Origin of the sequence: Sphaerisporangium fuscum (assembly GCF_018531465.1) — a bacterium.
In the GTDB taxonomy this organism is placed as follows: domain Bacteria; phylum Actinomycetota; class Actinomycetes; order Streptosporangiales; family Streptosporangiaceae; genus Sphaerisporangium; species Sphaerisporangium fuscum.
In genome coordinates this window covers 138,774-160,292 of sequence record NZ_JAHDTF010000019.1, presented here as the reverse complement: position 1 = coordinate 160,292, position 21,519 = coordinate 138,774, and the positions used below count along the sequence as shown (strand labels likewise).

The following is a 21,519-nucleotide window of genomic DNA, read 5'->3' as shown; positions in this document are numbered from 1 at the left end:
CGATCGGCGGGTGACCGAACAGACCGAAACCGTGCCCGGGTGGCTTGCTCCGGACGAGCTGGAGTCGGTGCGGGGCCGGATGCCGATCCTCTACGTCGACGCCGTGCCCGTGCGGGTCGACGACACCGGCGTGGTCACCCGCGTCGGCCTGCTGCTGCGGATCAACCCGGAGGGGACGGTCAGCCGGGCACTGATCTCCGGCAGGGTGCTGCACCACGAGCGGGTGCGCGACGCGCTGCTGCGCCACCTGGAGAAGGACCTCGGCCCTGTCGCGCTGCCGAACATCCCGCCCTCGCCGCAGCCGTTCACCATCGCCGAGTATTTCCCGACGCCCGGCGTGACGCCGTACCACGACCCGCGCCAGCACGCCGTGTCGCTGGCGTACATCGTGCCGGTGGCCGGTGACTGCCGTCCCCGTCAGGACGCCCTCGACTTCGCCTGGTTCACCCCGGAGGAGGCCGCCTCCCCGCTGGTGCAGCAGGAGATGGCGGGCGGCCAGGGCGTGCTGCTGAAGCAGGCCCTCGCCTACGTCGGCCGCCTCACCTGACGGCGGCGCCCGTTTCCGCCGGGACGGCTCGCGCCGTCAGGCCGTTCCGGCGCACCCCCGGCACCGCGGCCGTCGCCAGGCAGGCGGCGGCGACCAGGACGGCGGCCACCGTCAGCGGCACGGCCGGGCCGAAAGCCGAGGCGGCCAGCGGCGCCAGAGCGTATCCCAGCGGCATGGCGGCCAGAGAGAGCAGCCAGTCGTAGGAGGTGACGCGGGCGAGCGCGTGCGGCGGCACGGACTTCTGCACGGCCGTCTCCCATACCGGGTTCAGCAGGCCGAGCCCCGTCAGCGCGATGCCGTACGCGACGGTGATCACCGGCGTGGGTGCGCCGAGGGCGAGCGCGGCGAGCGGCAGGGCGTACGTCGCCAGGCCGAGGTTCGCGACGAGCACGGGCCTGCGGAGCCGGAGCCGGCCCGCCAGCAGTGAGCCGAGCAGCAGCCCTGCCGCGCCGGTCTGCAGGACGACGATCCAGGCGCCCTCGCCGCCGGCCTCCCCGACCACCAGAGCGGGCCCGAGGGTCAGCAGGACGCCTGAGGCGCCGTTCCACACCGCGTGCGCGATCAGGCTCGTCCAGTACCAGTCCCGGGAGCGCACCTCCGACCACCCCTCGGCCAGGTCGGCACGCAGTGACCGGCGCGGCACCGGCACGCGCCGCACGCGGATCATGGCGAGCAGCGCCGCGCTCGCGGCGAAGGTCGCCGCGTCCAGCATGAACGTCCAGCCGGGGCCGACGGTCAGCACGAAGGCGCCGGCCAGCGCCGGGCCCGCGAGGCGGGTGGCCCCGTTCGCCGTCCCGAGCAGGGCGTTGGCCTTCTGCAGGGCGGCGGCCTCGACCGTGCCGGTGACGAGCGGTGAGCCGGTGGGCGCGGCGAACGCCGAAGCCGCGCCGCCGGCCAGCTGAGCGACGGCGATGTGCCACAGGGTGGGGTGGCCCCCGAGAAGCTCCACGCCCGCGAAGAGCTGGGAGACGAAGCGGATCAGGTCGGTGGCGATGGCGACCGAGCGGGCGTCGAAGCGGTCGGCGGCCACGCCCCCGATCGGCAGCAGGAGCAGTTTCGGCACCATCGCGCAGCCGAGGACGAGGGCGAGCGCCGAGGTCGACCCCGTGGCTCGGAGGACGGCGAGCGCGAGGGCGGCGGGTACGGCGGCGTCGCCGCTCAACGACAGCGTGCGGGCGGTGAAGAGCAGCCGGAAGTCCCGGTCGCGCAGGGGATGAGGCATGTGCCAGACGGTAGTTCGATAGCGATATATTCGTCAAGGAAGTATTCGTCGTCGAGATAACGGGGATCTCCGGCTTGTGCGCGTTACGATCCATGCCATGGACCACCGCCAGGACGAGAGGCACGGCGACGAGGGTCGGCGCGATCGCACCGACGATCACGTCGCGCGCTGGCTGCCCGTCCTGCCCGATCTCGACCCGGACATCGAGGGGGCGGTCACCCGCGCCAAGGTGCTCACCGACCACCTGCGCCGGGTCAAGGAGCAGTCGCTGGCCGACTTCCACCTGCAGTCCCACGAGTACGACACCCTGCACGCCCTGGCCGGGCGGGGAGGGCGCGCCGCGCCGTCGCAGCTCGCCGCCGATCTCCGGATGCCGGCCAACTCCGTCACCGGACGGCTCGACGCGCTCGCCCGCCGCGGGTTCGTCCGCCGCACCCCCTCACCCACCGACCGGCGGCGCGTCGACGTCGAGCTGACCGACGAGGGACGGCAGGCCTGGCTGGGGGCGATGGACGGCGTCGGCCACGAGGAGTACCGCCTCCTCGGAGCCCTCGACAAGGACGAGCGGCGACTGCTGTCCGACCTCCTGCGCCGCGTCCTCCTGCGCGCCGAGGAGCACTAGCGGGGCCGGCGGCGGACCTCCGCGGCCGACTCACCCGACAGCGCTCGGACGAGAGCGGCGGCCATCTCCTCGCGGGCCCGCAGTGAAACGCGAGCCCGGGGCGCCACAGCGGCGGCCAGGCCGCCACCGGCACTGCCGCCACCGACGGCCACGCGGTCCGGGGCGATGTCCAGTTCGGCGGCGTTCTTCACGGTCCATTCCAGGGCGTGGTAGCAGTCCTCCAGCCCGGCGGGGAAGGGGTGCTCGGGGGCCAGCCGGTAGTCCACGGAGATCACGACGAAGCCGGTGCGGCGGGCCAGGTCCAGCGCGCGCCCGTGCTCGCTGTCCAGGCTGCCCATCACGAACCCGCCGCCGTGGAAGTCCAGCAGGACGGGGGACGGCGAGGCGGCCCGCAAGGGCCGGTAGATCCGGACCGCCGGCCCGGTGGTGGCCCGGTCGGTGACGCTCACCGTATCGTCGGGAGGCAGCGCGGCGACGGCGGCACGGGCCGCTGCCAGGGCGGCCTCACGGGTGGCGACGGGATCGCTGAAGTCGGTACGGGGCAGGCCGGCGACGATCTCGGCGAGTTCGGGGTCGAGCGGCATGATGTCTCCAGACGGGTGTCAGCGGGTGCGGGCGAGCAGTCCGGTGAGGACGGCGAGGACGAGCACGGCGGAGGTGGTGATCGCCGTGGCGTGGGCGTATTCGGTGAACGGGATCCCCGGCGTGGCGGGTGTCCCGCCGAGCACGCGGGCGAACAGGCCGCCGATCAGGGCGACGCCGGAGGCGTTGGCGATCTGGGTGGCGGTGAGCAGGACGCCGCCGGCGGCCCCGGCCTCGGCGGGATCCACCCCGGACAGCACCCGGCCGATCAGCGGGGCGGCGACCAGGCCCTCGCCCAGCCCGGACAGCGCGAGGGCGGGCAGCAGCCAGGCCACCTGGTGCCGCGGGGGGATGTGCCAGGCGATGAGGACGACCGACGCGAGGCTGACCGCCATCAGGGCGGCGCCGGGGACCGGCGCGTTCAGCCTCTTGCCCAGCAGGCTCGTCACCGCGAAGCCGATCCCGAGCGGCGCGAAGATCAGCCCGCTGTCCAGTGGGCTCTGCCCGAGGCCGGCTTGCAGGTGGTAGGCCAACAGAAGGAAGAAGCCCGCATTGCCGGAGTAGAAGGCCACCACGGTGAGCAGGCCGCGCGTGAGCCGCCGGGTGAGCAGCCGCAGGGGTACCAGGGGGTCGGCCGCACGGCGTTCGACCAGTGCGAACAGCACGAGCAGGACGACGCCGACGGCCAGCAGAGGCAGGCCCCGGGACAGCACGGGCGGCAGCAGGAGCGCCGTGAGCGCGACCGCCAGGAGCCCGGCTCCTGCCAGGTCGAGGCGGGAGCGAGCGCCGCGGCTCTCGGTGACGGTACGGCCCGCGACCGCCATGACCAGCAGCCCGATCGGCACGTTCACCAGGAAGACGGCCCGCCAGCCGAGGCCCGCGGGGTTCCAGGCGAGCAGCAGCCCGCCGGCGATCTGACCGGAGATGGAGGCCAGTCCGATCGTCGCTCCGTAGCCGCCGAGGGCGCTCGCGCGGGCCGGTCCCGTGAAGGCGTTCTGGATGATCGACAACACCTGCGGCAGCATCACCGCGGCGGCCAGCCCCTGAAACACGCGTGCCCCGATCAGTACCGGCGCGGCCGGGGCGGCCGAGCAGGCGACCGAGGTGAGCACGAACAGCGTCACCCCGACGAGGAACAGGCGGCGGCGGCCGTACAGGTCGCCCAACCGGCCGCCGGTGACCAGGCCGACGGCGTAGGCGAGGGTGTACCCGGCCGACACGAGCTGCACCTCGCCGAACGAGGCGCGCAGGTCCTGCTGGATGGAGGGGACGGCGACCGTGACGATGGCGGCGTCCAGCAGGCCCATGAACGTGGCGAGCAACACCGAGACCAAAGCGATCCACTTCCGCGCGTCCGTGCCGCCCCGGACGGCGGCGCGCGGATTCCTCATGACGGTGACCATGTGGTCATTTCGCCACCTGTCGCACTGTGGCGTCCAAGTCCAGGATCTTTCCGTGTGAGAAGCCGCGCTTATCACAGGCGTTAAGCTGGGCGCCATGGAACTGCGGCATCTTCGGTACTTCGTCGCGGTCGCCGGCGAACTCCACTACGGGCGCGCGGCCGAGCGGCTTCACATCGCCCAGCCGGGGCTCAGCCAGCAGATCAAGGCGTTCGAACGTGAGCTGGGGGTCTCACTGTTCACCCGCAACCGGCGCGGGGTGTCGCTGACCGACGCCGGCAGCGCACTGCTGCCCGCCGCCCAGGACGTGCTCGCCCGCGCCGACGCCGCCGTCGAGCTCGCCCGCCGCTACGGCGCCGGGCAGGCGGGACGGCTGGCGATCAGCCTGACCCGCTCGGCGCCGCGCAGCGTCGTCACCGACGTCATCGACGGTTTCCGGGCCGCCAACCCGGCCGTCGACGTCTGGCTCACCAGCGGCTTCACCGCTCGGGACGAGCAGCGGCTGCGCGAACGCTCGATCGATGTGGCGTTCCTGCGGCTGCTGGACGACCCGCGCGACGACCTGGCCGTCCGCACCGTCGGGGGCGAGGCCATCGTGGCCGCCGTCACCAGCACCGATCCGCTCGCCCGCAAACGCCGCCTCCGCAGAGACGACGTGGCCGGCCGCCCGCTGGTGTGGTGGCCCCGCGAACACGGGCCCCGCATGTGGGACCGGATGCTCGACCAGGTCTTCGGGGACGGCGTCCGCCCACCTGTCGCGCACTGGGAGCCGGAGGAGGAGCACATGCTGCACGCCGTGGCCCAGGGCCACGGCATCACCTTCATCACCGAGGGCAAGTCCGCGACGCTGCACGTCCCCGGCGTCGCGATCCGGCGCTTCGCCGACCCTGTCCCCACGGTCCCGATCACCATGGCCTGGCACCGCGACAACCCCAACCCCGCCCTGCGCCGGTTCCTGAGCCATGTCGGTGACCTGGCCGCCCTCAGCGTGGATCGCCGGGGACCGTCAGGCCCGTCTCGTACGCGGTGATCACCGCCTGCACCCGGTCGCGCAGCCCCAGCTTGGTCAGCACGTTGCTGACGTGCGTCTTCACCGTGTGTTCGCTGACCACCATGGCCTGGGCGATCTCGGCGTTGGACAGCCCGCGGGCGACCATCCGCAGCGTCTCCCGCTCGCGCGGGGTGAGCACGGCGAGGCGTTCGGCCGGCGGGGCGGCGGGCGGGGCGGGCACCCTGGAGGTGAACTGGGCGATCAGCTTGGTGGTGACCGAGGGCGCGAGCAGTGACTCGCCCGCGGCCACCACGCGAACGGCGTGGACGAGGTCGTCGCGGCGCACGTCCTTGAGCAGGAACCCGCTCGCCCCGGCGCGCAGCGCGTCGTAGACGTAGTCGTCCAGGTCGAACGTGGTCAGCATGATGACGCGGCAGTCGCTGTCCGCGCACACCACGCGGGCCGCCTCGATGCCGTCCATGACCGGCATGCGGATGTCCAGCAGGAGGACGTCGGGACGGTGCTCCCGGACGGCGGTGACGGCCTGCGCGCCGTCCCCCGCCTCGGCGACGACCTCGATGTCGGGGTGGGCGTCGAGGATCATGCCGAACCCGGCCCGCACCAGCTCCTGGTCGTCGGCCACCACCACTCGCACCGTCATGCCGTCACCACCGGGGCGGGCAGGGGGAGCCGTGCGCGAACCTGGAAGCCCGGCCCGTCGGTGCGTGGACCGGCGACCGCGGTGCCGCCGCAGGCGGCGGCCCGCTCGCGGATGCCGATCAGCCCGTTGCCGCCGGAGCGGGCGGACGATGCCGGGCCGCGCCCGTCGTCGGTGATGTCGATCATGAGGGTGTCGTCCTGCCAGGCGAGTCCGATGTCGGCGCGGGTCGCGCGCGCGTGCTTGACGATGTTGGTGAGGGCTTCCTGGGTGATGCGGTAGGCCGCGATCTCGGTGTCCGGGGACAGCCGGCGGGGCTCGCCCGAGGTGGAGTAGGTCACGGTGATCCCGGTGGCCCTGACGTTGTCGGCCAGGGTGGTGAGCGCGGCGATCGTCGGCTGGGGCGCCCGGGGGCCGTCCTCCTCCTTCAGCACGTCCAGGAGGCGGCGGAGCTGGACCATCGCGTCGCGGCCCGCCGCCGCGATCGCGTCGAACGCGGCCTCCGCCTTGGCCGGGTCGCGGCCGACCACCACGGGCCCGGCCTCGGCCTGGACCACCATGAGACTGACCGCGTGGGCGAGGATGTCGTGCATGTCGCGGGCGATCCTGGCCCGCTCGCGCTCGGCGGCCCGCTCGGCCTCGGCCTGGCGCTCGCGGGCCAGTTGGGCGGCCCGCTCCTCCAGCGCCGCGGCGTGGGCCCGCGAGGAGGCGGCGGCGCGGCCGATGGCGTAGGCGGCGACGAAGAGCACGACGCCCCGCATGGCGGTCTCCGGCGAGCCGACCAGGAGCAGGCCGCCGCCGGTCGTGACGACCAGCATGATCATCCGTGGCCACCGGGCGGAGGTGGCGGCCACGGTGTAGAGGGCCACCAGGCCGCCGTACCAGATGGGCTGGGCGGCCACATCGTCGACGGCGTCGTAGGACGAGGTCGCGGCGAGGGTGGCCAGCAGGACGGCCACGGGAGCGCGCCGCCGCCATACCAGCGGCACGGAGGCGGCGATCACCACGACGTAGCCCCACCAGTGCCAGGGGCCGCCGCGGGGGTTCACGCGGGTCAGGAGCGGCCACAGCTGCACGATCAGCACCAGGGCCGCGAGCGCGGCGTCCAGCCAGATCGGGGGCAGTGATCCCGCCCAACGGCGAAGCCGGGTGAGGAACCTCGGGTCGAACACGGTGTCCAATCCTGCCCGTCGCGTCAGACGAGGGCGGCGGCGGGCCTGGCGACGGCGGCTCCGCGAGCGAGCGGGACGTAGGAGACCAGCAGGCAGAGGGCCCCGAGCGGGATGAGGTCCTTGTCGATGAACGGCACGACGAGGTCGAGCAGGACCAGGACCGGCGTCCACGCCTTGACCCGGCGCATGGCCGCCAGCTGCGCCACCAGGGCCAGCTGGCCCGCGTAGAACAGGAACGGGCCGCCGTCGTAGACCGCGATCGGTACGCCCGGGACGCTCCTGACCTGGTCGAACAGGACGTTCATGCCGGCGTGGTCGGCGGACAGGAACCCGACCGCGATGTCGATCCCGAACTGGGCGAGCAGGGCCACGACGCCCGCGGTCCCCACCACCGCGCCCGTGGTGGCCAACGCGTTTCCCCCGGCCATCCGCCGCATCGTCCAGAAGGTGCGGACGAACAGGACGAGTGCCGCCATGAACGCGAGATGCCCGGTGGTCCAGGCGAGGCCGGGGCCGCGGCTGCCGTCGAGGCCGTCGAGGATGCGGATCACCCCGTAGGCGAACACCAGGACGGGAGCGGCGATGAAGGCGATGCGAGAGTTCATGCCGGAAATCCTCGGCCTCACCGGGGGTGGCGGACATCGCCGGTGCGAGGGATTCCCGGGCTCGCCCGTCAGAGGGAGGACGAATCGCTCGTGAGCACAACCGGCCAATCATGCGCCAGACGCAAATATCCAGAGATGACTAGTCGTTGGGAAACTAGTATGCTGGCAACTATGACGGAATATCATCGTTCTCCGTTGGCCTTGGCCGTGCTGGCGTTGCTCACCAGCGCGCCGATGCATCCGTACCGGATGCAGGTGGTCATCAAGCAGTGGGGCAAGGACCAGGTGATCAACGTCGGCTCGCGCGCGACGCTGTACAAGACGATCGACCGGCTCGTCAGGGACGGGCTGATCAGGGTGCGCGAGACCGAACGTGAGCGGCTGCGCCCCGAGCGCACCGTGTACGAGATGACCGACGCCGGGCGCGAGGTCTCCCGTCGGTGGATGCGGGAGATGCTCTCCGCGCCCAGGCGCGAGTTCCCGGAGTTCCCCGCCGCCATCTCCCTCCTGCCGCTGCTCGAACCGGACCAGGCGCGGGAGGCGCTGGAGACGCGGCGGGCGTATCTGGAGGGCGAGGTCGCACGCCTGGACGCGGAGCTCGCCGAGTACCGCCAGAGCCTGCCGCGCGTGTCCCTGGTCGAGGTCGAGTACCTGCGGGGGATGGCCGCCGCCGAGCTGTCCTTCGTGGCCGCCGTCGTCGACGACCTGCGCTCGGGGCGTCTCGGCTGGTCGCAGCAGGAGCTTCGTGAGGCCATGGAGGAGGAGCGGCAGTGAAGGTCATCGTCATCGGGGCGGGAACCGGCGGGCTCTGCCTGGCCCAGGGCCTCAAGCGGTCGGGCATCGAGGTCGCCGTGTACGAGCGCGACCGCACGAGGAGTGACGGCCTGCAGGGCTACCGGGTCGGCATCGACCCCGACGGCAGCCGCGCGCTGCACGCCTGCCTGCCGAAGGAGCTGTACGACACCTTCGTCGCCACCTGCGCCCGCGCCCCCCGCTACGGCAACATCTACACCGAGCGCCTGAAGGAGGTCCTCTCGGTCGACTCCGGGCCGGTGTCCGCCGATCCGGTCGACAGCGAGAAGTCCGTCAGCCGGATGACCATGCGCCAGGTGCTCCTCACCGGCCTCGAGGACGAGGTGCGCTTCGGCAAGGTCTTCGCCCGGTACTCCCACGGGGCCGACGGCAGGGTGACGGCGCACTTCGAGGACGGCACCACCGACACAGCCGACCTGCTGGTGGCCGCCGACGGCTCCAACTCCCGGGTGCGGCGGCAGTACCTTCCGCACGCCGGACTGGAGGACTCCGGCCTGGTCGGCGTGACGGGGAAGCTCCCGCTCACCGGGGAGACCAGGACGCTGCTCCCGCCGAAGGCGATCGAGGGGGTATCGATGATCTTCGCGCCGGGCGGGTACTCCTGCATTCTTCACGTGATGGAGTTCAAATGGGACCAGCGGGGCGAGTTGAAGAACGGCATCGGCGGGGACGACGCCGAGCTGCTGGCCGCCTGGCCCGGGCTCACCTTCGACAACACCCGCGACTACATCATGTGGGGCTTCGCCGGGGCCCGGCGCAACCTTCCGTCCGAGGTGCTGAGCATGAGCGGTCCGCAGCTGCACCGGATGGTGAGGGAGCTCACCGGCCGATGGCACCCGAACCTGCGTGAACTGGTCGCGAAGACCGACCCGACGACGTGCTTCCCGCTCAACATCCGCACCTCGGTGCCGATCCCGCAGTGGGACACCACCAACGTCACGCTGCTCGGCGACGCCATCCACACGATGACCCCCGGGCGCGGCGTCGGCGCCAACACGGCGCTGCGCGACGCCGCGATCCTGCGGCGCGAGCTGGTCGCCGTCCGGGACGGGGAGAAGCCGCTGCTCGCGGCGGTCCGCGCCTACGAGACCCGGATGATCGACTACGGCTTCGACGCGGTGGTGAAGTCGCGGCGGCAGATGAGCGGCGACGACCCCCTTCACCGTCCGGTCATCGGCCGGATCATGCTGGCCGGCATGCGCACGGCCATGCGTGCCGTCAACCACCTGCCGCCGTTGAAGCGGCGGATGGCGAAGGCCCAGGCGAGCTACCGGGGCGCCGGCCGCGACGATTTCTGATCCGCCGCCGGCGGCTGGCCGTTCTACCAAGCGTGCGCTAGTTTGGTTAAGGGGCGACCGATGGAGGGCTTGTGGATCTCGACTTCACGCGGGCCGAGCAGGAGTTCCGGGCAGAGGTACGCGAATGGCTGGCCGAGCACGTGCCCGATCCGCCGCTGCCGTCCATGGACACCGCCGAAGGGTTCGCGGCGCACCGCGAATGGGAGCGGCTCCTCGCCGCCGAGCGGTACTCCGTCGTGAGCTGGCCCGCCGAGTACGGCGGGCGGGGCGCGTCCCTGGTCGAATGGCTGATCTTCGAGGAGGAGTACTGGGCGGCCGGGGCGCCCGGCCGGGTGAGCCAGAACGGCATCTTCCTGCTCGCCCCGACCCTGTTCACCTTCGGCACCGGCGCCCAGCGCGAGAGGTTCCTCGGCCGGATGGCGCGGGCGGACGACGTCTGGGCGCAGGCCTGGTCGGAGCCCGAGGCCGGCAGCGACCTGGCCTCGCTGCGATCCCGGGCCGAGCGTGCCGACGGCGGCTGGCGCCTGTACGGGCAGAAGACCTGGAGCTCCCGGGCGAGCTACGCCGACTGGGGGTTCGGACTGTTCCGGTCCGACCCGGAGTCGGTACGGCATCGCGGGCTGACCTACTTCATGTTCCCGCTACGAGAGGTCACGGTGAGGCCGATCGCCCAGCTCGACGGCGAGCACGGCTTCGCGGAGCTGTTCTTCGACGGAGTGTTCGTCCCCGACGACCAGGTGCTCGGCGCCCCCGGCGAGGGCTGGCGGATCGCCATGGCCACCACCTCCTCCGAGCGCGGACTCACCCTGCGCAGCCCCGGCCGGTTCCTCGCCACGGCCGACCGGCTCGTACGGCTCGCCCGCACCCTGGACCCCGACCCCGTGCTGGCCGACCAGGTCGCGCGGGCCTGGGCCGACGCCGAGGCGTACCGCCTGCACACCTTCGGCACCGCGCGCAGGATCGAGGCCGGGGAGGAGATCGGGCCGGCGTCCAGCATGGGCAAGGTCTTCTGGTCCGAGCTGGACGTGCGGATGCACGACCTGGCCCTCCGGTTGCTCGGCGAGCGGGGGCTGCTGTCCGGCGGCGCGCCCGACGCGCCGGACGGCGGGCGGTGGCTGGACGGCTTCCTGTTCTCGCTGGCCGGGCCCATCTACGCCGGCACCAACGAGATCCAGCGGAACATCATCGCCGAACGCGTCCTCGGGCTGCCGCGATGAACTTCTCCTTCAGCGACGACCAGCTCGCCCTGGCGGCGACCGTGCGGGACGTCCTGCGGGCGCACTGCCCGCCGTCCGCCGTACGGGAGGCCGCGCGCGACGGCGACCGCACGCCCGCCTGGGCCCATCTCGCCAAGGTGGGGCTGTTCGGCCTGCTCGTCCCGGAGCGGTACGACGGGGTCGGGCTCGGGATCACCGACGCGGTGCTCGCCTTCGAGGAGATCGGGAGGGCGGCGCTGCCCGGACCGGTGGCCGAGACCGCCGCCGCCGCGCCCGCGCTCCTGGCGGCCGACCCGGCCGCGGCCGCCGCCGTCCTCCCCGACGTGGCGGCCGGGACCACCCGCGTCAGCGTGCGGGTCGGCGACCAGGTGTACGCGCCGGACGCCGACCTCGCCGGCCTGCTCCTCCTGGAGCGCGGCGGCGAGCTGCACGCCGTGCCCGCCCCCGCGGTGCGGCTCACGCCGCAGGCCGGTGTGGACCCGGTGCGCAGGCTGTTCACGGTCGCCTTCGACCCCTCGCCGCGCACCCGTGTGGCCCATCAGCAGCCGGGGGCGCTGCGAGAGGTGACGGTGGCGGTGGCCGCCCAGCTGATCGGCCTCGCCCGGCACCTGCTCTCGGCCACCGTGGAGTACGCCAGGACGCGAAGGCAGTTCGGGGCCGCCATCGGGTCGTTCCAGGCGGTCAAGCACCAGCTCGCCGACGTCGCGATCGCGGTCGACTTCGCCGCGCCGCTGGTGTACGCCGCGGCGCTCGCCGCCGACCGCGACCTGCCGTCCGCGGACCGGGACGTCAGCGCGGCCAAGGCGGCGGCCGGTGAGGCGGCCGACCGGGCGGCCCGGGTGGCCCTTCAGGTCCATGGGGCGATCGGGTACACCGACGAGCTCGACCTGCGGCTGTGGCTGGCCCGGGTGTGGTCGCTCGCCTCGGCCTACGGCGACACCGGCCTGCACCGCGCACGCCTCAGATCGGCCGTTCTCGGCACCCCGCAACTGCGGAGATGCCGATGACGGCCGTGTCCGCCCCGGTGAAGGGCAGGTGGCGCCGGTGAGGTTCGGGGTGCCGCTCGGGTTGTTGCATCCGGGGGCCTGGAAGGACGTGGCGGTGGCCGCTGACGAGCTCGGGTTCGAGTCGGTCTGGCTGCCGGAGCACCTGGTGTTCGCGACGGACCTGTCCCTGGCGATCTACCCGGGGACCGATAAGCCGGGCATATCGCCTACCACGCCGCTGTTCGACGCGCCCGCCTACCTGTGCTGGCTCGCCGCCCTCACCACGCGGGTGCGGCTCGGCACGGCCGTCCACCTGTACGCCCTGCGCCACCCGCTGGTGTCGGCGCGGGCCTTCGCCACCCTCGACCACGTCTCCGGCGGCCGGGCCGTCTGCGGGGTGGGCGCCGGGTGGTACCCGGGGGAGTGGGCGGCCGCCGGGCTCGACTTCGCCACGCGCGGGCCCCGCCTCGACGAGGCCATCGAGGTCACCCGCCGGCTGTGGTCGGAGCCGGCCGTGGCCCACGACGGCCGGTTCTTCTCCTTCCCGGAGGTCGCCTTCGAGCCGAAGCCGGTGCAGGAACGGCTCCCGATCCTGGCGGGAGGGGAGTCGGCGGCGGCGCTGCGCCGGGCGGCGCGCCTGTGCGACGGCTGGATCAGCATGCCGCACACGCTGGAGTCGATCCGTCCCCGGCTGGACCGGCTCGCCGCCCTGCGTGAGGGGGACCGGCCGTTCTCCGTCACCGTGCACGCCTACTGGCTCGGCGGGCCGGAGGAGGTGGCCGCCTGGGAGCGGCTCGGCGTCGACCGCATGATCGTCCGCCCGTGGGGCCGCGGCCGGGAGGCGGTCGCGAAGCTGGAGGAGTTCGCGACCCGGTACGACCTGACGGCGCCCGCTCCTTCACGCTGACCTTGTCGGCGGTCTGCTGCGCGAGTACGGCTGGGCCGAGCGCGAGCAGGTCGGCACCGGTGACTACGTCTCCAGGTACCTTCGGCCCGCCGGTCGTGATCTTCCCGTCTCGCCGATCAACGCTTCGTGCACGCCGAGAAGTCCTGAGCCGCGAGCCCTACTCGGCCGTGCCGTGCCGCCCGGGGTGGCGCCGGGTGGCCGCCGCCAGCCGTACGCCGGCGTGCTGGACCTTGAGGTAGGCGAGGACGACCAGGGCGGCGATCAGGACCGGGATCACCAGGGCGCCCAGGTCCTGCTGACCGGCGAGGCCGCCTGCGCCGACGGGGACGCCCATCGTGGCCGCGCCCACCGGCAGCGCGGACTCCGCCGCGGCCTTCTTGGCCAGGATCAGGGCGTCGGTGCTCTGCCTGATCTTGTCCGGGTAGCCGTAGCCGACGACGTAGCTCTGGTCCCTGACCTTCTCCCTGACGTACTGGCCGTCGACGTTGCCCTCGATGGTGTGGATGGTGTCGCCGTCGACCGAGGTGACCAGGCCGACGTGGTCGATGTTGTCGACCACCTCGGAGCCGCCCCAGTCGAAGAAGACGACGGCGCCGGGCTTGGGAGCGTGCCCCCAGGCGCCCTTCTCGATGAACCACTTGGCGTGGTCGACGGTGTAGGCGAACTGGCCGAACCACTTGTCGTAGCCGAGGCTGTGCGCGCCCCACGACAGGAACATGTCGCACCAGGGCTGGGCCGAGTAGTCGGAGTCGAACTCCACCGTCTTGCCGTACCAGGATCCGAACTTGGTGTATCCGCCCGCCTGCTCGCTGTAGCCGAGCTGGGTGCGGAGCAAGTGGATCAGTTTCTGCAGTTCAGGCGACATGGGAAGTCGAGGGATCCTTCCGTTCGTACGACTGACGCGGGCCACGTCAGGGGCTGTCCGTGTGGAGCAGGACGTTAGCGAGGGAAAGAGCAGGTCAAAAGCACACCAAGACAGCCCAAGTCGCCCGTCACCGGCTCGGGGAGGTGATCGCAAGAAGCCCCTGACCAGGCGTTTCGCGCCCCGGTCGGCTTCGCGGCAGATCATGCATGGATTGGGATTTCTTTACCCAAACATGACTAAAACGGACAAAGTCGAACAGCGTTCGGTCGATCGTTCTAGACTCGTCGTCATGATGCCCGAGCTCGCGACGCCCCAGGAGTCCGGCGGTGAGGCCCGCCTCGGCGCCCTCGCCGTACTCGCCCAGCAGGTCAGGGACCTCGCTGACGCGGTCGTGCTGACGGACGTGCCCGAGGACGAGCTGAGGGCGGTGACCGCCGAGCTCGTCGCGCTGACCGAACGGCTGGAGGCCAGTAGCCGCAGCGGGCCCCTGCCCCACGAGTACGGGCCGGACGGCCGCTTCCGGCACCTCGGCAACGCCGTCATCGGCGAATGCAACCCGCACGCGCTGCCGCTGGTGATCGACAGGGCCGACGACGGAGGCTCCACAGCCGAGGTGACCTTCCGCCCGGTCCACGAGGGGCCGCCCGCCTCCGTGCACGGCGGGGTCAGCGCCATGATCCTCGACCACATGCTCGGCGACGCCGTCGCCGCGGCCGGCAGACCCGGCATGACCGCCACCTTGAGCATCAAGTACCGCAGGCCCGTCCCGTACGGCGAGCCGCTGGCCGCCTCCGCGGCCGTCTCCCGTGTCGAGGGCCGCAAGACCTGGGTGGACGGCGCCATCGCCTCGCCGGACGGAACGGTGCTCGTCGAGGCGACGGGCCTGTTCATCACGCCCTCGGCCTGGCTGGAGGGCAACGGCCCGGTCTGAGGGCCGGTGACCGGGCGCCCGGGGTGAGCCGGGCGCCGGGCGGGTTCAGGACGCGGGGGTCGCGTCGGCGCTGGTCGGGGTCGCGGCCTCGTCGGTCGGCGCCTGCAGCTGCTGGCCGAGCCAGGGCAGGGCCTGGGGCAGCTCGCGGTTCCAGGTGTTGAAGTTGTGCCCGCCGCTCGGAAGGATCAGCGACGAGGCCTGCATGGGGGGCTTCACGGCCCCGAGGAACGCCATGGTCGACTTGTAGTTCGCCTCGCCCTTCTTGCTGCTGGTGACCAGCACGGTGATCGGCGGGTGCGGCAGGTGGGCGAGCCGCCACATCAGGTCGTTCTCGTCCTGGAGCTTGTGGTCGCCGCCGAACAGGTCGCCCGTGGTGGGGTCGATGGGCGCCTTGTAGTAGCCCGAAAGCGACACGGCGGCCGCGAACGCCTCGGGGTGGCGCATGCTCATCTTCAACGCGCAGTAGCCGCCCGTGGACCCGCCCAGGATGCCCCAGTTCTCCCGCTTGGTGCCCACCCGGTAGGCGCTCGAGAGCGACTCGCGCAGGTCCTTGGTGAAGTAGGTCTCGACCTGCGGCCCGTTCGGGACGTCCATGCACTCGGTGTCGCGCGGCGGGGCGACGGTGGGGCGCATCAGCACCATCACCGTCGGGCGGATCTCGTGGTTGTCGATGGCCTGCGCCAGGCGGGTGGGAAGCTCCATCCTGGTGATCAGGTTGCGGGCGTCACCCGGGTAGCCGGTCAGCGCGACGATGACGGGGAAGCGCTTGTTCTGCCACTTCTTCTCGAAGTACTGGGGAGGAAGGTAGACGAAGCCGGAGGAGCTGAGCTTCGAGGTGGCGCCCGAGACGACGACCTCCTGGAGCTTGCCCCCCGAATGGCCCTTGGCGAGCAACCCCACCGGCGAGGTGTTGATCACCTGGACGCCCTTGGACCCCTGTCCGGTCGTGGTGTCGATCTCGCCGCCCTGGGTGATGATGGATCCGCCGGTGTTCTCGTCGGTGCCGAACAGGTCGCTCCAGCTTCCGATGAACAGGCCGTAGTTGTTGATGACCAGGGCCAGCGCGAGGAGGATGAGAAGCTGGTTGGCGAGGAGCACCCCCACCCGCCCGAGCACGGCCTTCCAGGTGCGGGAGCTCAGGCGAGGCCAGACCCACCAGACCGTGGCGACGAGGCCCGCCACGGCGAGCAGGGCCATCGCAATCTCCAGCTTTGTCGACGTGAGTCCCAATCTAACGTCCCCCGGTCTTGGTGCTGCTCACAGCGTCTTTTAAGGTAGTGCCTAGCAAAAGTTACTCAATCGATATAAGGGCAAAGTAAGGATGTATCACCCTACGGACGTCCGATGCACGGACCTCAGCCTCTAGTGTGTCCTGATGTGAAGGATCGGACACCCCTTTCGCGGGTGCTGGCGTCGCGCTCCTGGGTGCCGGCGGCGGCGGGTTACGCCGCGCTCGCCATCGGCATACTCGACATCATCAGAGGCGTGGTCCCGCATTTCCGCAGGAGCCGCGTCGAGGCCATTGCGAGCGTTTTCCCGGGAACGGTGACCACGCTCGCCGCGGCGGCCTCGATACTCGTCGGCGTGCTGCTCGTCATGATCGCCCACGCGCTGCGGCGCCGGAAGGTGCGGGCGTGGCGGGCGGTGGTGGTGCTGCTACCCCTGGGCGCCCTCATCGAGGCGCTCCACTGGCGCAAGTCGGCGCCCGCCGTCATCAGCATTCTGCTGTTCATCGTGCTGATCATCAACCGTCGCGAGTTCCACGCCCTGTCGGACCCCAGGTCCAGGTGGCGGGCCCTGTGGAACTTCCTCGCGCTCGGCCTGCTCGACATCGCCATCGGCTGGGTGATCGTGAGCATCCACCCGATGACCATGGTGGGCGATCCTTCAGCGGGGGAGCGGCTGCAACACGTGGTCCTCGGCCTGTTCGGCATGGAGGGCCCGGTCCAGTACTCCCTCGACCGCACCTCCGACCTGGTCTACTACTCGCTGGCCGGCCTTGGGGCGCTCACCGCGATCACCACGCTCTACCTGCTGCTCCGTCCCGAGCGGCCGGTGGCCGCGCTCAGCCCCGACGACGAGCAGAGGCTGCGCGAGCTGCTCGCCCGGCACGGCTCGCTCGACTCGCTGGGCTACTTCGCCCTGCGCCGCGACAAGAGCGTGATCTTCTCGCCCTCGGGCAAGGCCGCCATCGCCTACCGTGTGGTGGCCGGAGTGATGCTGGCCAGCGGCGACCCGATCGGCGACATCGAGGCGTGGCCCGGCGCCATCAAACGCTTCATGGAGGAGGCCGGCCGGCACGCCTGGGTCCCGGCGGTCATCGGGTGCGGCGAGACCGGCGGCGAGGTCTGGACGCGCGAGGCGGGGCTGTCCGCGCTGGAGATCGGCGACGAGGCCATCGTCGAGGTCGCCGACTTCACCCTCGAAGGCCGGGCGATGCGCAACGTCCGCCAGATGGTCAAGCGCACCGAGCGCGCCGGATACACCTGCCTGGTGCGGCGCGTGGGCGACCTCACCGACGAGGAGAAGGACCAGATCCGCAGGGCCGCCGACTTCTGGCGGGGCACCGAGACCGAGCGCGGCTTCTCCATGGCCCTGGGCCGCTTCGGCGACCCGGCCGACGACGAGTGCGTGGTCGTCACCGCCCACAAGGCCTCCGAGGACGGCCAGGACCTCCCCGGCGACGACATCCGGGCGGTGCTCAACTTCGTCCCCTGGGGCAAGAACGGCATGTCGCTCGACCTGATGCGCCGAGACCGGGGCGCCGACCCGGGGCTGAACGAGCTGCTGATCGTCAAGGCTCTTCAGGCGGCCCCCTCCCTGGGGGTGACCAGGGTCTCGCTGAACTTCGCGATGTTCCGCTCGGCGCTCGCCCGGGGCGAGCGGCTCGGCGCGGGCCCGGTACTGCGCGCCTGGCGCGGCATCCTGGTGTTCCTGTCGCGCTGGTTCCAGATCGAGTCGCTGTACAAGTTCAACGCCAAGTTCCGGCCCTTCTGGGAGCCGAGGTTCCTGGTCTACCCCACCGCCCGCGACCTGCCGCGCATCGGCGTCTCGGCGCTCCAGGCGGAGGCGTTCCTCACCGTCGGCATGCCGAAGCTGCCGCTGCCCGGCAAGCGCCACCGGCGGCCCGAGGCGACGGTGTCCGGCGCCGCGGGGTCCGGGAGCGGCTCGCCGGACACCGCGCAGTCGGTTAGCGCCGCGCCTGGTGGCCCGGCGCCCGCGACCGCGCGGTTCGACAAGGTGGGGCCCGAGAGCGGCACGGGGTCCGGGAGCGGCGCCTCCGGGGCGAAGCCGTCGCGTACCAGGGCGACCGGCGCCGCGCGGGCGGGAGCGAAGCGATCAGGCGGTGCGGCGCCGGTCGGCACGCCGTCCGGGGGCGGACGGCCTGACAACGCCGCGTCCGACATCGCGAGGTCCGAAGCGCCACCGTCCGGCGGGCCGCTTCCGGTTTCGTCGTAATCGGCCCCAGTGCATTAGGGGCGGGAAATGCCGGGGGAAAGCGGGCGAGAACGTTCTTGCGGCTCGCCCGTTCTCCGGAATGATTCGCTTATTCAGCGTTAACCGGCCACAAAGGATGCGATTATCCGATAATCATCGGGAAATCGATCTCGAAGGGGTATTGAGACCCCTGTTGTGGACGATGATACCTCCTCTCCGCGCCCTGTTGGATCACGACCCCGCGGGGGCCGCGGAGGCGCTCAGGTTCGCTTAAGGTAAGCATTGCGTTAATCCTGCGCCAAGCTTCCGCTGACCCGGCTCCCTTTACCGTGAGGTCGGCGACCCGATCGCGTCCCGGCAGGAGCCGATCATGGGGCAGGTCAGGCGACCGTGCCGGCCCGCGGTCCGGCCGCCGTGACGCCATGACCATCCTGGTGCTCCAGCGGAGGAGGTTCGGCCGGTGCCGACGTCGGTGTGCGCTGTCCCGCCCTCGATGACGGGCCCGCTGCCCGCGGGGAAGCCGTCGCGGCCCGCGCGCGTCGCGGGGTGGGCCGGGCTCGTGCTGATCGGCCTCGCCGTCTCCGTCATGCTGGCCATCGCGCTGCTGGGGCCGTCCGCGGCCGTGCCGAACGTCGGCGGTCCCCCTCCGTGGTCGTGGCGGGCCGGGCCGTCGGACACGCTGGCCGTCCAGCTGGGATGGGTGGCGATGATCACCGGTGGCCTCGGCGTCGGCGTCGCCCTGCACGCCTTGCGGCGGGGATGGCGCCCGGCACGCGGCGTCCTGCTCGCGGGCGTCCTCCTCGCCGTGCCGGCCATGGCGCTGGTGCCGCCCGCGGGCTCGACGGACGTGCTCAACTACGCCGTCTACGGCCGGATCGCCGCGCTGGGCCACGACCCGTACATCACCACGCCGTCCTGGCTGTTCAAGATCGGTGACCCGGTCGGGGTCTTCGCGCCGCAGGCCTGGCGCCACACGCCCTCGGTGTACGGGCCGCTCGCCACCTGGGCGCAGATGGCGGCCTCGCGGCTGGGCGGCGACTCCATGGCCGGCACCGTGCTGGCCTTCAAGATCATTACAGCGGTCGCGTTCCTGCTCTCGGCGCTGATGCTCGACCGGCTGGCGGGCCCCGACCGCGGCCGGCGCGCCCGGGTGCACCTGCTGTGGAGTCTCAACCCGCTGATGCTGTGGCACGTCGTGCTGGGCGGCCACATCGACGGGCTCGGGGCGTTCTTCCTCATCGCGGCGTTCCTCGCCCTGCGCGGGGGCGGGCTGGCCGGCGGGTTCGGATCGGGAGTGCTGCTCGCCGCCGCGGCCACCGTCAAGGCGCCGTTCATCCTCGCCGGGGCCGGTCTGATGTGGGCGGCCCGCAAGCGGTTCACGGCACTGGCGGCGATGCTCATGGGGCTCGGCGCCGCCCTGGTCGCCGCGTACGCCACGCAGGGCCCGGAGGCGCTGGACAACGTCGCCGGCAAGATCGGGTCCCGCTCCCTGGCCGACCCCTGGCGCCTGATCACCGACGCGATGGGACTCGGGGTGCAGTCGTCGGTGCTGGAGGGGCGGCTCGCGCTCGGCGCGGCCCTGGTCATCGGCCTGCTGCTGTGCTGGGGGCTGCCCGAGGGGCCGGAGGGCCTCGGGTCCGTGCGCCCGGCGCTGGCCTGGTGCCTGTGCTGGCTGCTCACCTCCCCGGTGCAGCACCCCTGGTACGACGCCATGCTGTTCCCGATGCTCGCCCTGATGCCCGCGGGGCGGCTCGACGGGCTGCTGGTCGCCCGGGGCGTGGTGACGAGCCTGATCTACCTGCCGGGCGGGGCCGCGATCCTGAGCCCCACCGCCTTCACTCAGTGGATCTCGGAGACCTACCGCCCGCTGGTGGCCCCGCTGGCCGCCGACCTCATCATCCTGTGCCTGGTGGTGCTGAGCGTCGCGCGGGCCCTGCGCCATCGCCGTCCCGTGCCCCGGCCCGCCGCTAAGGTGGCGGAGGATACGGGGGAACCGGACTAGAAGTCCATCTTGTCACGATCTTGACCTTTTTGCCGGTTACCGTGAGGGTTCTTGTGAACGTTCACATGGATTCTCGGGGGGATAGGTGGGGAGCACCCTACGGGCAGAAGGGCAAGCAGGGACGCGGCTGTTCAGCCGGGGGGCGGTCGTCTCCTCATGCGCCGGGTTCGTGCTGATCGGCGCGTTGCAGGCCCTGTACGGACCCGCGATCTCGGCCTTCCGGGGGAACTTCGGCCTGTCGCCGTCCGGAGCCGGCCTCGCGCTGAGCGCCCACTTCGTCGGTGGCGTGCTCGGCGTCCTGCTCTTCCAGCGGATCCATCGGACGATCGGCAACCGCAGGATGATCGGCGCCTCCTACCTGCTGATGGCCGTGGGCGCCGCCGGATTCGCCCTGGCGCCGTGGTGGTCGGTGGCTCTGCCGGCCGCGCTCGTCACCGGGCTCGGCTTCGGCGGCATCGACTACGGCCTCAACCAGCTGTTCTCCATCGGCTTCGGCGCCCGCAGCACGGCGATGCTGAACGTGCTGAACGCCCAGTTCGGCGTGGGCGCCATCCTCGGGCCGGCGCTCGTCGGCCTGCTCGGCCCCGAACGCTACGGCCTGATCTTCGGGGGCTTCGCCGTGCTGTCGGCGGCACTGCTGCTGACTCTGCGCGGCGTGGGCGAGGGACAGGAGGACCTCGCCCGGGCGGGCTCCGGTGACGGGTCCGGAACGGGGATCCGGCGGGCCTGGGGCCTGCTGGCCGCGTTCCTCGTGCTCTACGTGCTGCACGTGGGCGTCGAGAGCGGGGTGGGCGGCTGGGAACCCACCCACCTGGAGACGGCCGGGTACTCCGCTCGCGCCGCCGCCTCCGCCACCGCCGTCTACTGGCTGATGATGACCGTGGGACGGCTCGTGGCGGCCCCGCTCAGCCTGCGCTGGTCGGCCCCGGCCATCGTCATCGGCGGCCTGGCCGGCATGCTGGCCTGCCTGCTGCTGGCCCTGGTGCCGGCGCTCGCCCCGTACGCCTACGCCGGAGTCGGGCTGTTCATCGCCCCCATTTTTCCCACCGGCCTGCCGTGGCTCACCCGGCTGCTTCCCGGGACCAGCGGGTACATCGTGGCCGCGTCCATGATCGGCGGCGTCGCCGTGCCGCCGGTCACGGGCAAGGCCATCGAGTGGTACGGCGTGGGCGCGGTGCCGGTGGTCCTGGCGGTGCTCACGGCGGCCTGCCTGGCCGCCGCCGTGTGGATCCGCCTCGCCAGGCGGTGAAGGGCGCCCCCGGC

20 protein-coding genes are annotated in these 21,519 nt (G+C 72.2%); 12 read left to right on the top strand and 8 right to left on the bottom strand.

Annotation, left to right across the window (positions count from 1 at the left end; genetic code table 11):
* Positions 1-10: 10 nt before the first annotated feature.
* Complete coding sequence (locus KIK05_RS24150) at positions 11-547, top strand: NUDIX hydrolase family protein (protein WP_214413087.1); 537 nt, start codon at positions 11-13, stop codon at positions 545-547.
* On the opposite strand, the gene KIK05_RS24145 is transcribed toward KIK05_RS24150, so the two are convergent.
* The gene (locus KIK05_RS24145; RefSeq protein WP_214413086.1) at positions 540-1,769 is read right to left on the bottom strand and encodes an MFS transporter; all 1,230 of its coding nucleotides are present in this window, start codon (positions 1,767-1,769) and stop codon (positions 540-542) included. The genes KIK05_RS24150 and KIK05_RS24145 overlap by 8 nt on opposite strands.
* Positions 1,770-1,866: 97 nt before the next feature.
* On the opposite strand from KIK05_RS24145, the gene KIK05_RS24140 reads away from it, so the two are divergent.
* The gene (locus KIK05_RS24140) at positions 1,867-2,391 is read left to right on the top strand and encodes a MarR family winged helix-turn-helix transcriptional regulator (protein ID WP_214413085.1); all 525 of its coding nucleotides are present in this window, start codon (positions 1,867-1,869) and stop codon (positions 2,389-2,391) included.
* On the opposite strand, the gene KIK05_RS24135 is transcribed toward KIK05_RS24140, so the two are convergent.
* Together KIK05_RS24135 and KIK05_RS24130 are read right to left on the bottom strand one after the other, a co-directional pair.
* Positions 2,388-2,975, bottom strand: a complete 588-nt coding sequence (locus tag KIK05_RS24135) for an alpha/beta hydrolase (RefSeq protein WP_214413084.1) — start codon at positions 2,973-2,975, stop codon at positions 2,388-2,390. The genes KIK05_RS24140 and KIK05_RS24135 overlap by 4 nt on opposite strands.
* Before the next feature lie 18 nt (positions 2,976-2,993).
* Positions 2,994-4,364: an MFS transporter gene (locus tag KIK05_RS24130; RefSeq protein ID WP_214413083.1), complete on the bottom strand. Its 1,371-nt coding sequence runs from the start codon at positions 4,362-4,364 to the stop codon at positions 2,994-2,996.
* Positions 4,365-4,470: 106 nt separating this feature from the next.
* On the opposite strand from KIK05_RS24130, the gene KIK05_RS24125 reads away from it, so the two are divergent.
* The gene (locus KIK05_RS24125; RefSeq protein WP_214413082.1) at positions 4,471-5,403 is read left to right on the top strand and encodes a LysR family transcriptional regulator; all 933 of its coding nucleotides are present in this window, start codon (positions 4,471-4,473) and stop codon (positions 5,401-5,403) included.
* On the opposite strand, the gene KIK05_RS24120 is transcribed toward KIK05_RS24125, so the two are convergent.
* The 3 genes from KIK05_RS24120 to KIK05_RS24110 are packed head-to-tail and all read right to left on the bottom strand — an operon-like array spanning position 5,357 to position 7,799.
* The gene (locus KIK05_RS24120) at positions 5,357-6,025 is read right to left on the bottom strand and encodes a response regulator (protein ID WP_214413081.1); all 669 of its coding nucleotides are present in this window, start codon (positions 6,023-6,025) and stop codon (positions 5,357-5,359) included. The genes KIK05_RS24125 and KIK05_RS24120 overlap by 47 nt on opposite strands.
* On the bottom strand, positions 6,022-7,194 hold the full coding sequence (locus KIK05_RS24115; protein WP_214413080.1) for a sensor histidine kinase: 1,173 nt from the start codon (positions 7,192-7,194) through the stop codon (positions 6,022-6,024). The genes KIK05_RS24120 and KIK05_RS24115 overlap by 4 nt, the downstream gene beginning before the upstream one ends.
* Before the next feature lie 23 nt (positions 7,195-7,217).
* Positions 7,218-7,799, bottom strand: a complete 582-nt coding sequence (locus tag KIK05_RS24110; protein WP_214413079.1) for a hypothetical protein — start codon at positions 7,797-7,799, stop codon at positions 7,218-7,220.
* A gap of 195 nt (positions 7,800-7,994) precedes the next feature.
* Between KIK05_RS24110 and KIK05_RS24105 the strand changes: the two genes are divergently transcribed.
* The 5 genes from KIK05_RS24105 to KIK05_RS24085 all read left to right on the top strand — a co-directional run bounded on the left by KIK05_RS24105 (position 7,995) and on the right by KIK05_RS24085 (position 13,020).
* Complete coding sequence (locus tag KIK05_RS24105) at positions 7,995-8,573, top strand: PadR family transcriptional regulator (RefSeq protein ID WP_250563329.1); 579 nt, start codon at positions 7,995-7,997, stop codon at positions 8,571-8,573.
* The gene (locus KIK05_RS49000; RefSeq protein ID WP_214413078.1) at positions 8,570-9,910 is read left to right on the top strand and encodes an FAD-dependent oxidoreductase; all 1,341 of its coding nucleotides are present in this window, start codon (positions 8,570-8,572) and stop codon (positions 9,908-9,910) included. The genes KIK05_RS24105 and KIK05_RS49000 overlap by 4 nt, the downstream gene beginning before the upstream one ends.
* Positions 9,911-9,981: 71 nt before the next feature.
* A complete protein-coding gene (locus KIK05_RS24095) occupies positions 9,982-11,127 on the top strand; it encodes an acyl-CoA dehydrogenase family protein (RefSeq protein WP_214413077.1) in 1,146 nt (381 codons plus the stop codon).
* Positions 11,124-12,134 (top strand): acyl-CoA dehydrogenase family protein, encoded by a 1,011-nt coding sequence (locus KIK05_RS24090; protein WP_214413076.1) that lies wholly within the window; start codon positions 11,124-11,126, stop codon positions 12,132-12,134. The genes KIK05_RS24095 and KIK05_RS24090 overlap by 4 nt, the downstream gene beginning before the upstream one ends.
* Before the next feature lie 37 nt (positions 12,135-12,171).
* A complete protein-coding gene (locus KIK05_RS24085) occupies positions 12,172-13,020 on the top strand; it encodes a TIGR03619 family F420-dependent LLM class oxidoreductase (RefSeq protein ID WP_214413075.1) in 849 nt (282 codons plus the stop codon).
* Between the two features lie 157 nt (positions 13,021-13,177).
* On the opposite strand, the gene KIK05_RS24080 is transcribed toward KIK05_RS24085, so the two are convergent.
* Positions 13,178-13,885 (bottom strand): CHAP domain-containing protein, encoded by a 708-nt coding sequence (locus KIK05_RS24080; RefSeq protein WP_214413074.1) that lies wholly within the window; start codon positions 13,883-13,885, stop codon positions 13,178-13,180.
* Positions 13,886-14,174: 289 nt separating this feature from the next.
* On the opposite strand from KIK05_RS24080, the gene KIK05_RS24075 reads away from it, so the two are divergent.
* Positions 14,175-14,816 carry a PaaI family thioesterase gene (locus KIK05_RS24075; RefSeq protein WP_214413073.1) on the top strand — a complete coding sequence of 214 codons (642 nt, stop codon included), beginning with the start codon at positions 14,175-14,177 and terminating at the stop codon, positions 14,814-14,816.
* Between the two features lie 45 nt (positions 14,817-14,861).
* Here the strand turns inward: KIK05_RS24075 and KIK05_RS24070 are convergent, their stop codons facing one another.
* On the bottom strand, positions 14,862-16,013 hold the full coding sequence (locus tag KIK05_RS24070; RefSeq protein ID WP_214413072.1) for an alpha/beta hydrolase: 1,152 nt from the start codon (positions 16,011-16,013) through the stop codon (positions 14,862-14,864).
* Positions 16,014-16,193: 180 nt separating this feature from the next.
* Between KIK05_RS24070 and KIK05_RS24065 the strand changes: the two genes are divergently transcribed.
* The 3 genes from KIK05_RS24065 to KIK05_RS24055 all read left to right on the top strand — a co-directional run bounded on the left by KIK05_RS24065 (position 16,194) and on the right by KIK05_RS24055 (position 21,505).
* Positions 16,194-18,275: a phosphatidylglycerol lysyltransferase domain-containing protein gene (locus KIK05_RS24065; RefSeq protein ID WP_214413071.1), complete on the top strand. Its 2,082-nt coding sequence runs from the start codon at positions 16,194-16,196 to the stop codon at positions 18,273-18,275.
* Positions 18,276-18,714: 439 nt separating this feature from the next.
* Positions 18,715-20,256: a polyprenol phosphomannose-dependent alpha 1,6 mannosyltransferase MptB gene (mptB, locus tag KIK05_RS24060; protein ID WP_214413070.1), complete on the top strand. Its 1,542-nt coding sequence runs from the start codon at positions 18,715-18,717 to the stop codon at positions 20,254-20,256.
* Between the two features lie 85 nt (positions 20,257-20,341).
* Positions 20,342-21,505, top strand: coding sequence for an MFS transporter (locus tag KIK05_RS24055; RefSeq protein ID WP_214413069.1), 1,164 nt, complete (start codon positions 20,342-20,344; stop codon positions 21,503-21,505).
* Positions 21,506-21,519 lie beyond the last annotated feature (14 nt).

Excerpts from the sequence above, each read along its gene's own strand:
- KIK05_RS24075 (WP_214413073.1), top strand. The coding sequence starts at position 14,175 with ATGATGCCCGAGCTCGCGACGCCCCAGGAGTCCGGCGGTGAGGCCCGC.
- KIK05_RS24140 (WP_214413085.1), top strand. The coding sequence starts at position 1,867 with ATGGACCACCGCCAGGACGAGAGGCACGGCGACGAGGGTCGGCGCGAT.
- KIK05_RS24130 (WP_214413083.1), bottom strand. The coding sequence starts at position 4,364 with ATGAGGAATCCGCGCGCCGCCGTCCGGGGCGGCACGGACGCGCGGAAG.
- KIK05_RS24120 (WP_214413081.1), bottom strand. The coding sequence starts at position 6,025 with ATGACGGTGCGAGTGGTGGTGGCCGACGACCAGGAGCTGGTGCGGGCC.
- KIK05_RS24110 (WP_214413079.1), bottom strand. The coding sequence starts at position 7,799 with ATGAACTCTCGCATCGCCTTCATCGCCGCTCCCGTCCTGGTGTTCGCC.
- KIK05_RS24070 (WP_214413072.1), bottom strand. The coding sequence starts at position 16,013 with ATGGCCCTGCTCGCCGTGGCGGGCCTCGTCGCCACGGTCTGGTGGGTC.
- KIK05_RS24145 (WP_214413086.1), bottom strand. The coding sequence starts at position 1,769 with ATGCCTCATCCCCTGCGCGACCGGGACTTCCGGCTGCTCTTCACCGCC.
- KIK05_RS24135 (WP_214413084.1), bottom strand. The coding sequence starts at position 2,975 with ATGCCGCTCGACCCCGAACTCGCCGAGATCGTCGCCGGCCTGCCCCGT.
- KIK05_RS24080 (WP_214413074.1), bottom strand. The coding sequence starts at position 13,885 with ATGTCGCCTGAACTGCAGAAACTGATCCACTTGCTCCGCACCCAGCTC.
- KIK05_RS24090 (WP_214413076.1), top strand. The coding sequence starts at position 11,124 with ATGAACTTCTCCTTCAGCGACGACCAGCTCGCCCTGGCGGCGACCGTG.
- KIK05_RS24125 (WP_214413082.1), top strand. The coding sequence starts at position 4,471 with ATGGAACTGCGGCATCTTCGGTACTTCGTCGCGGTCGCCGGCGAACTC.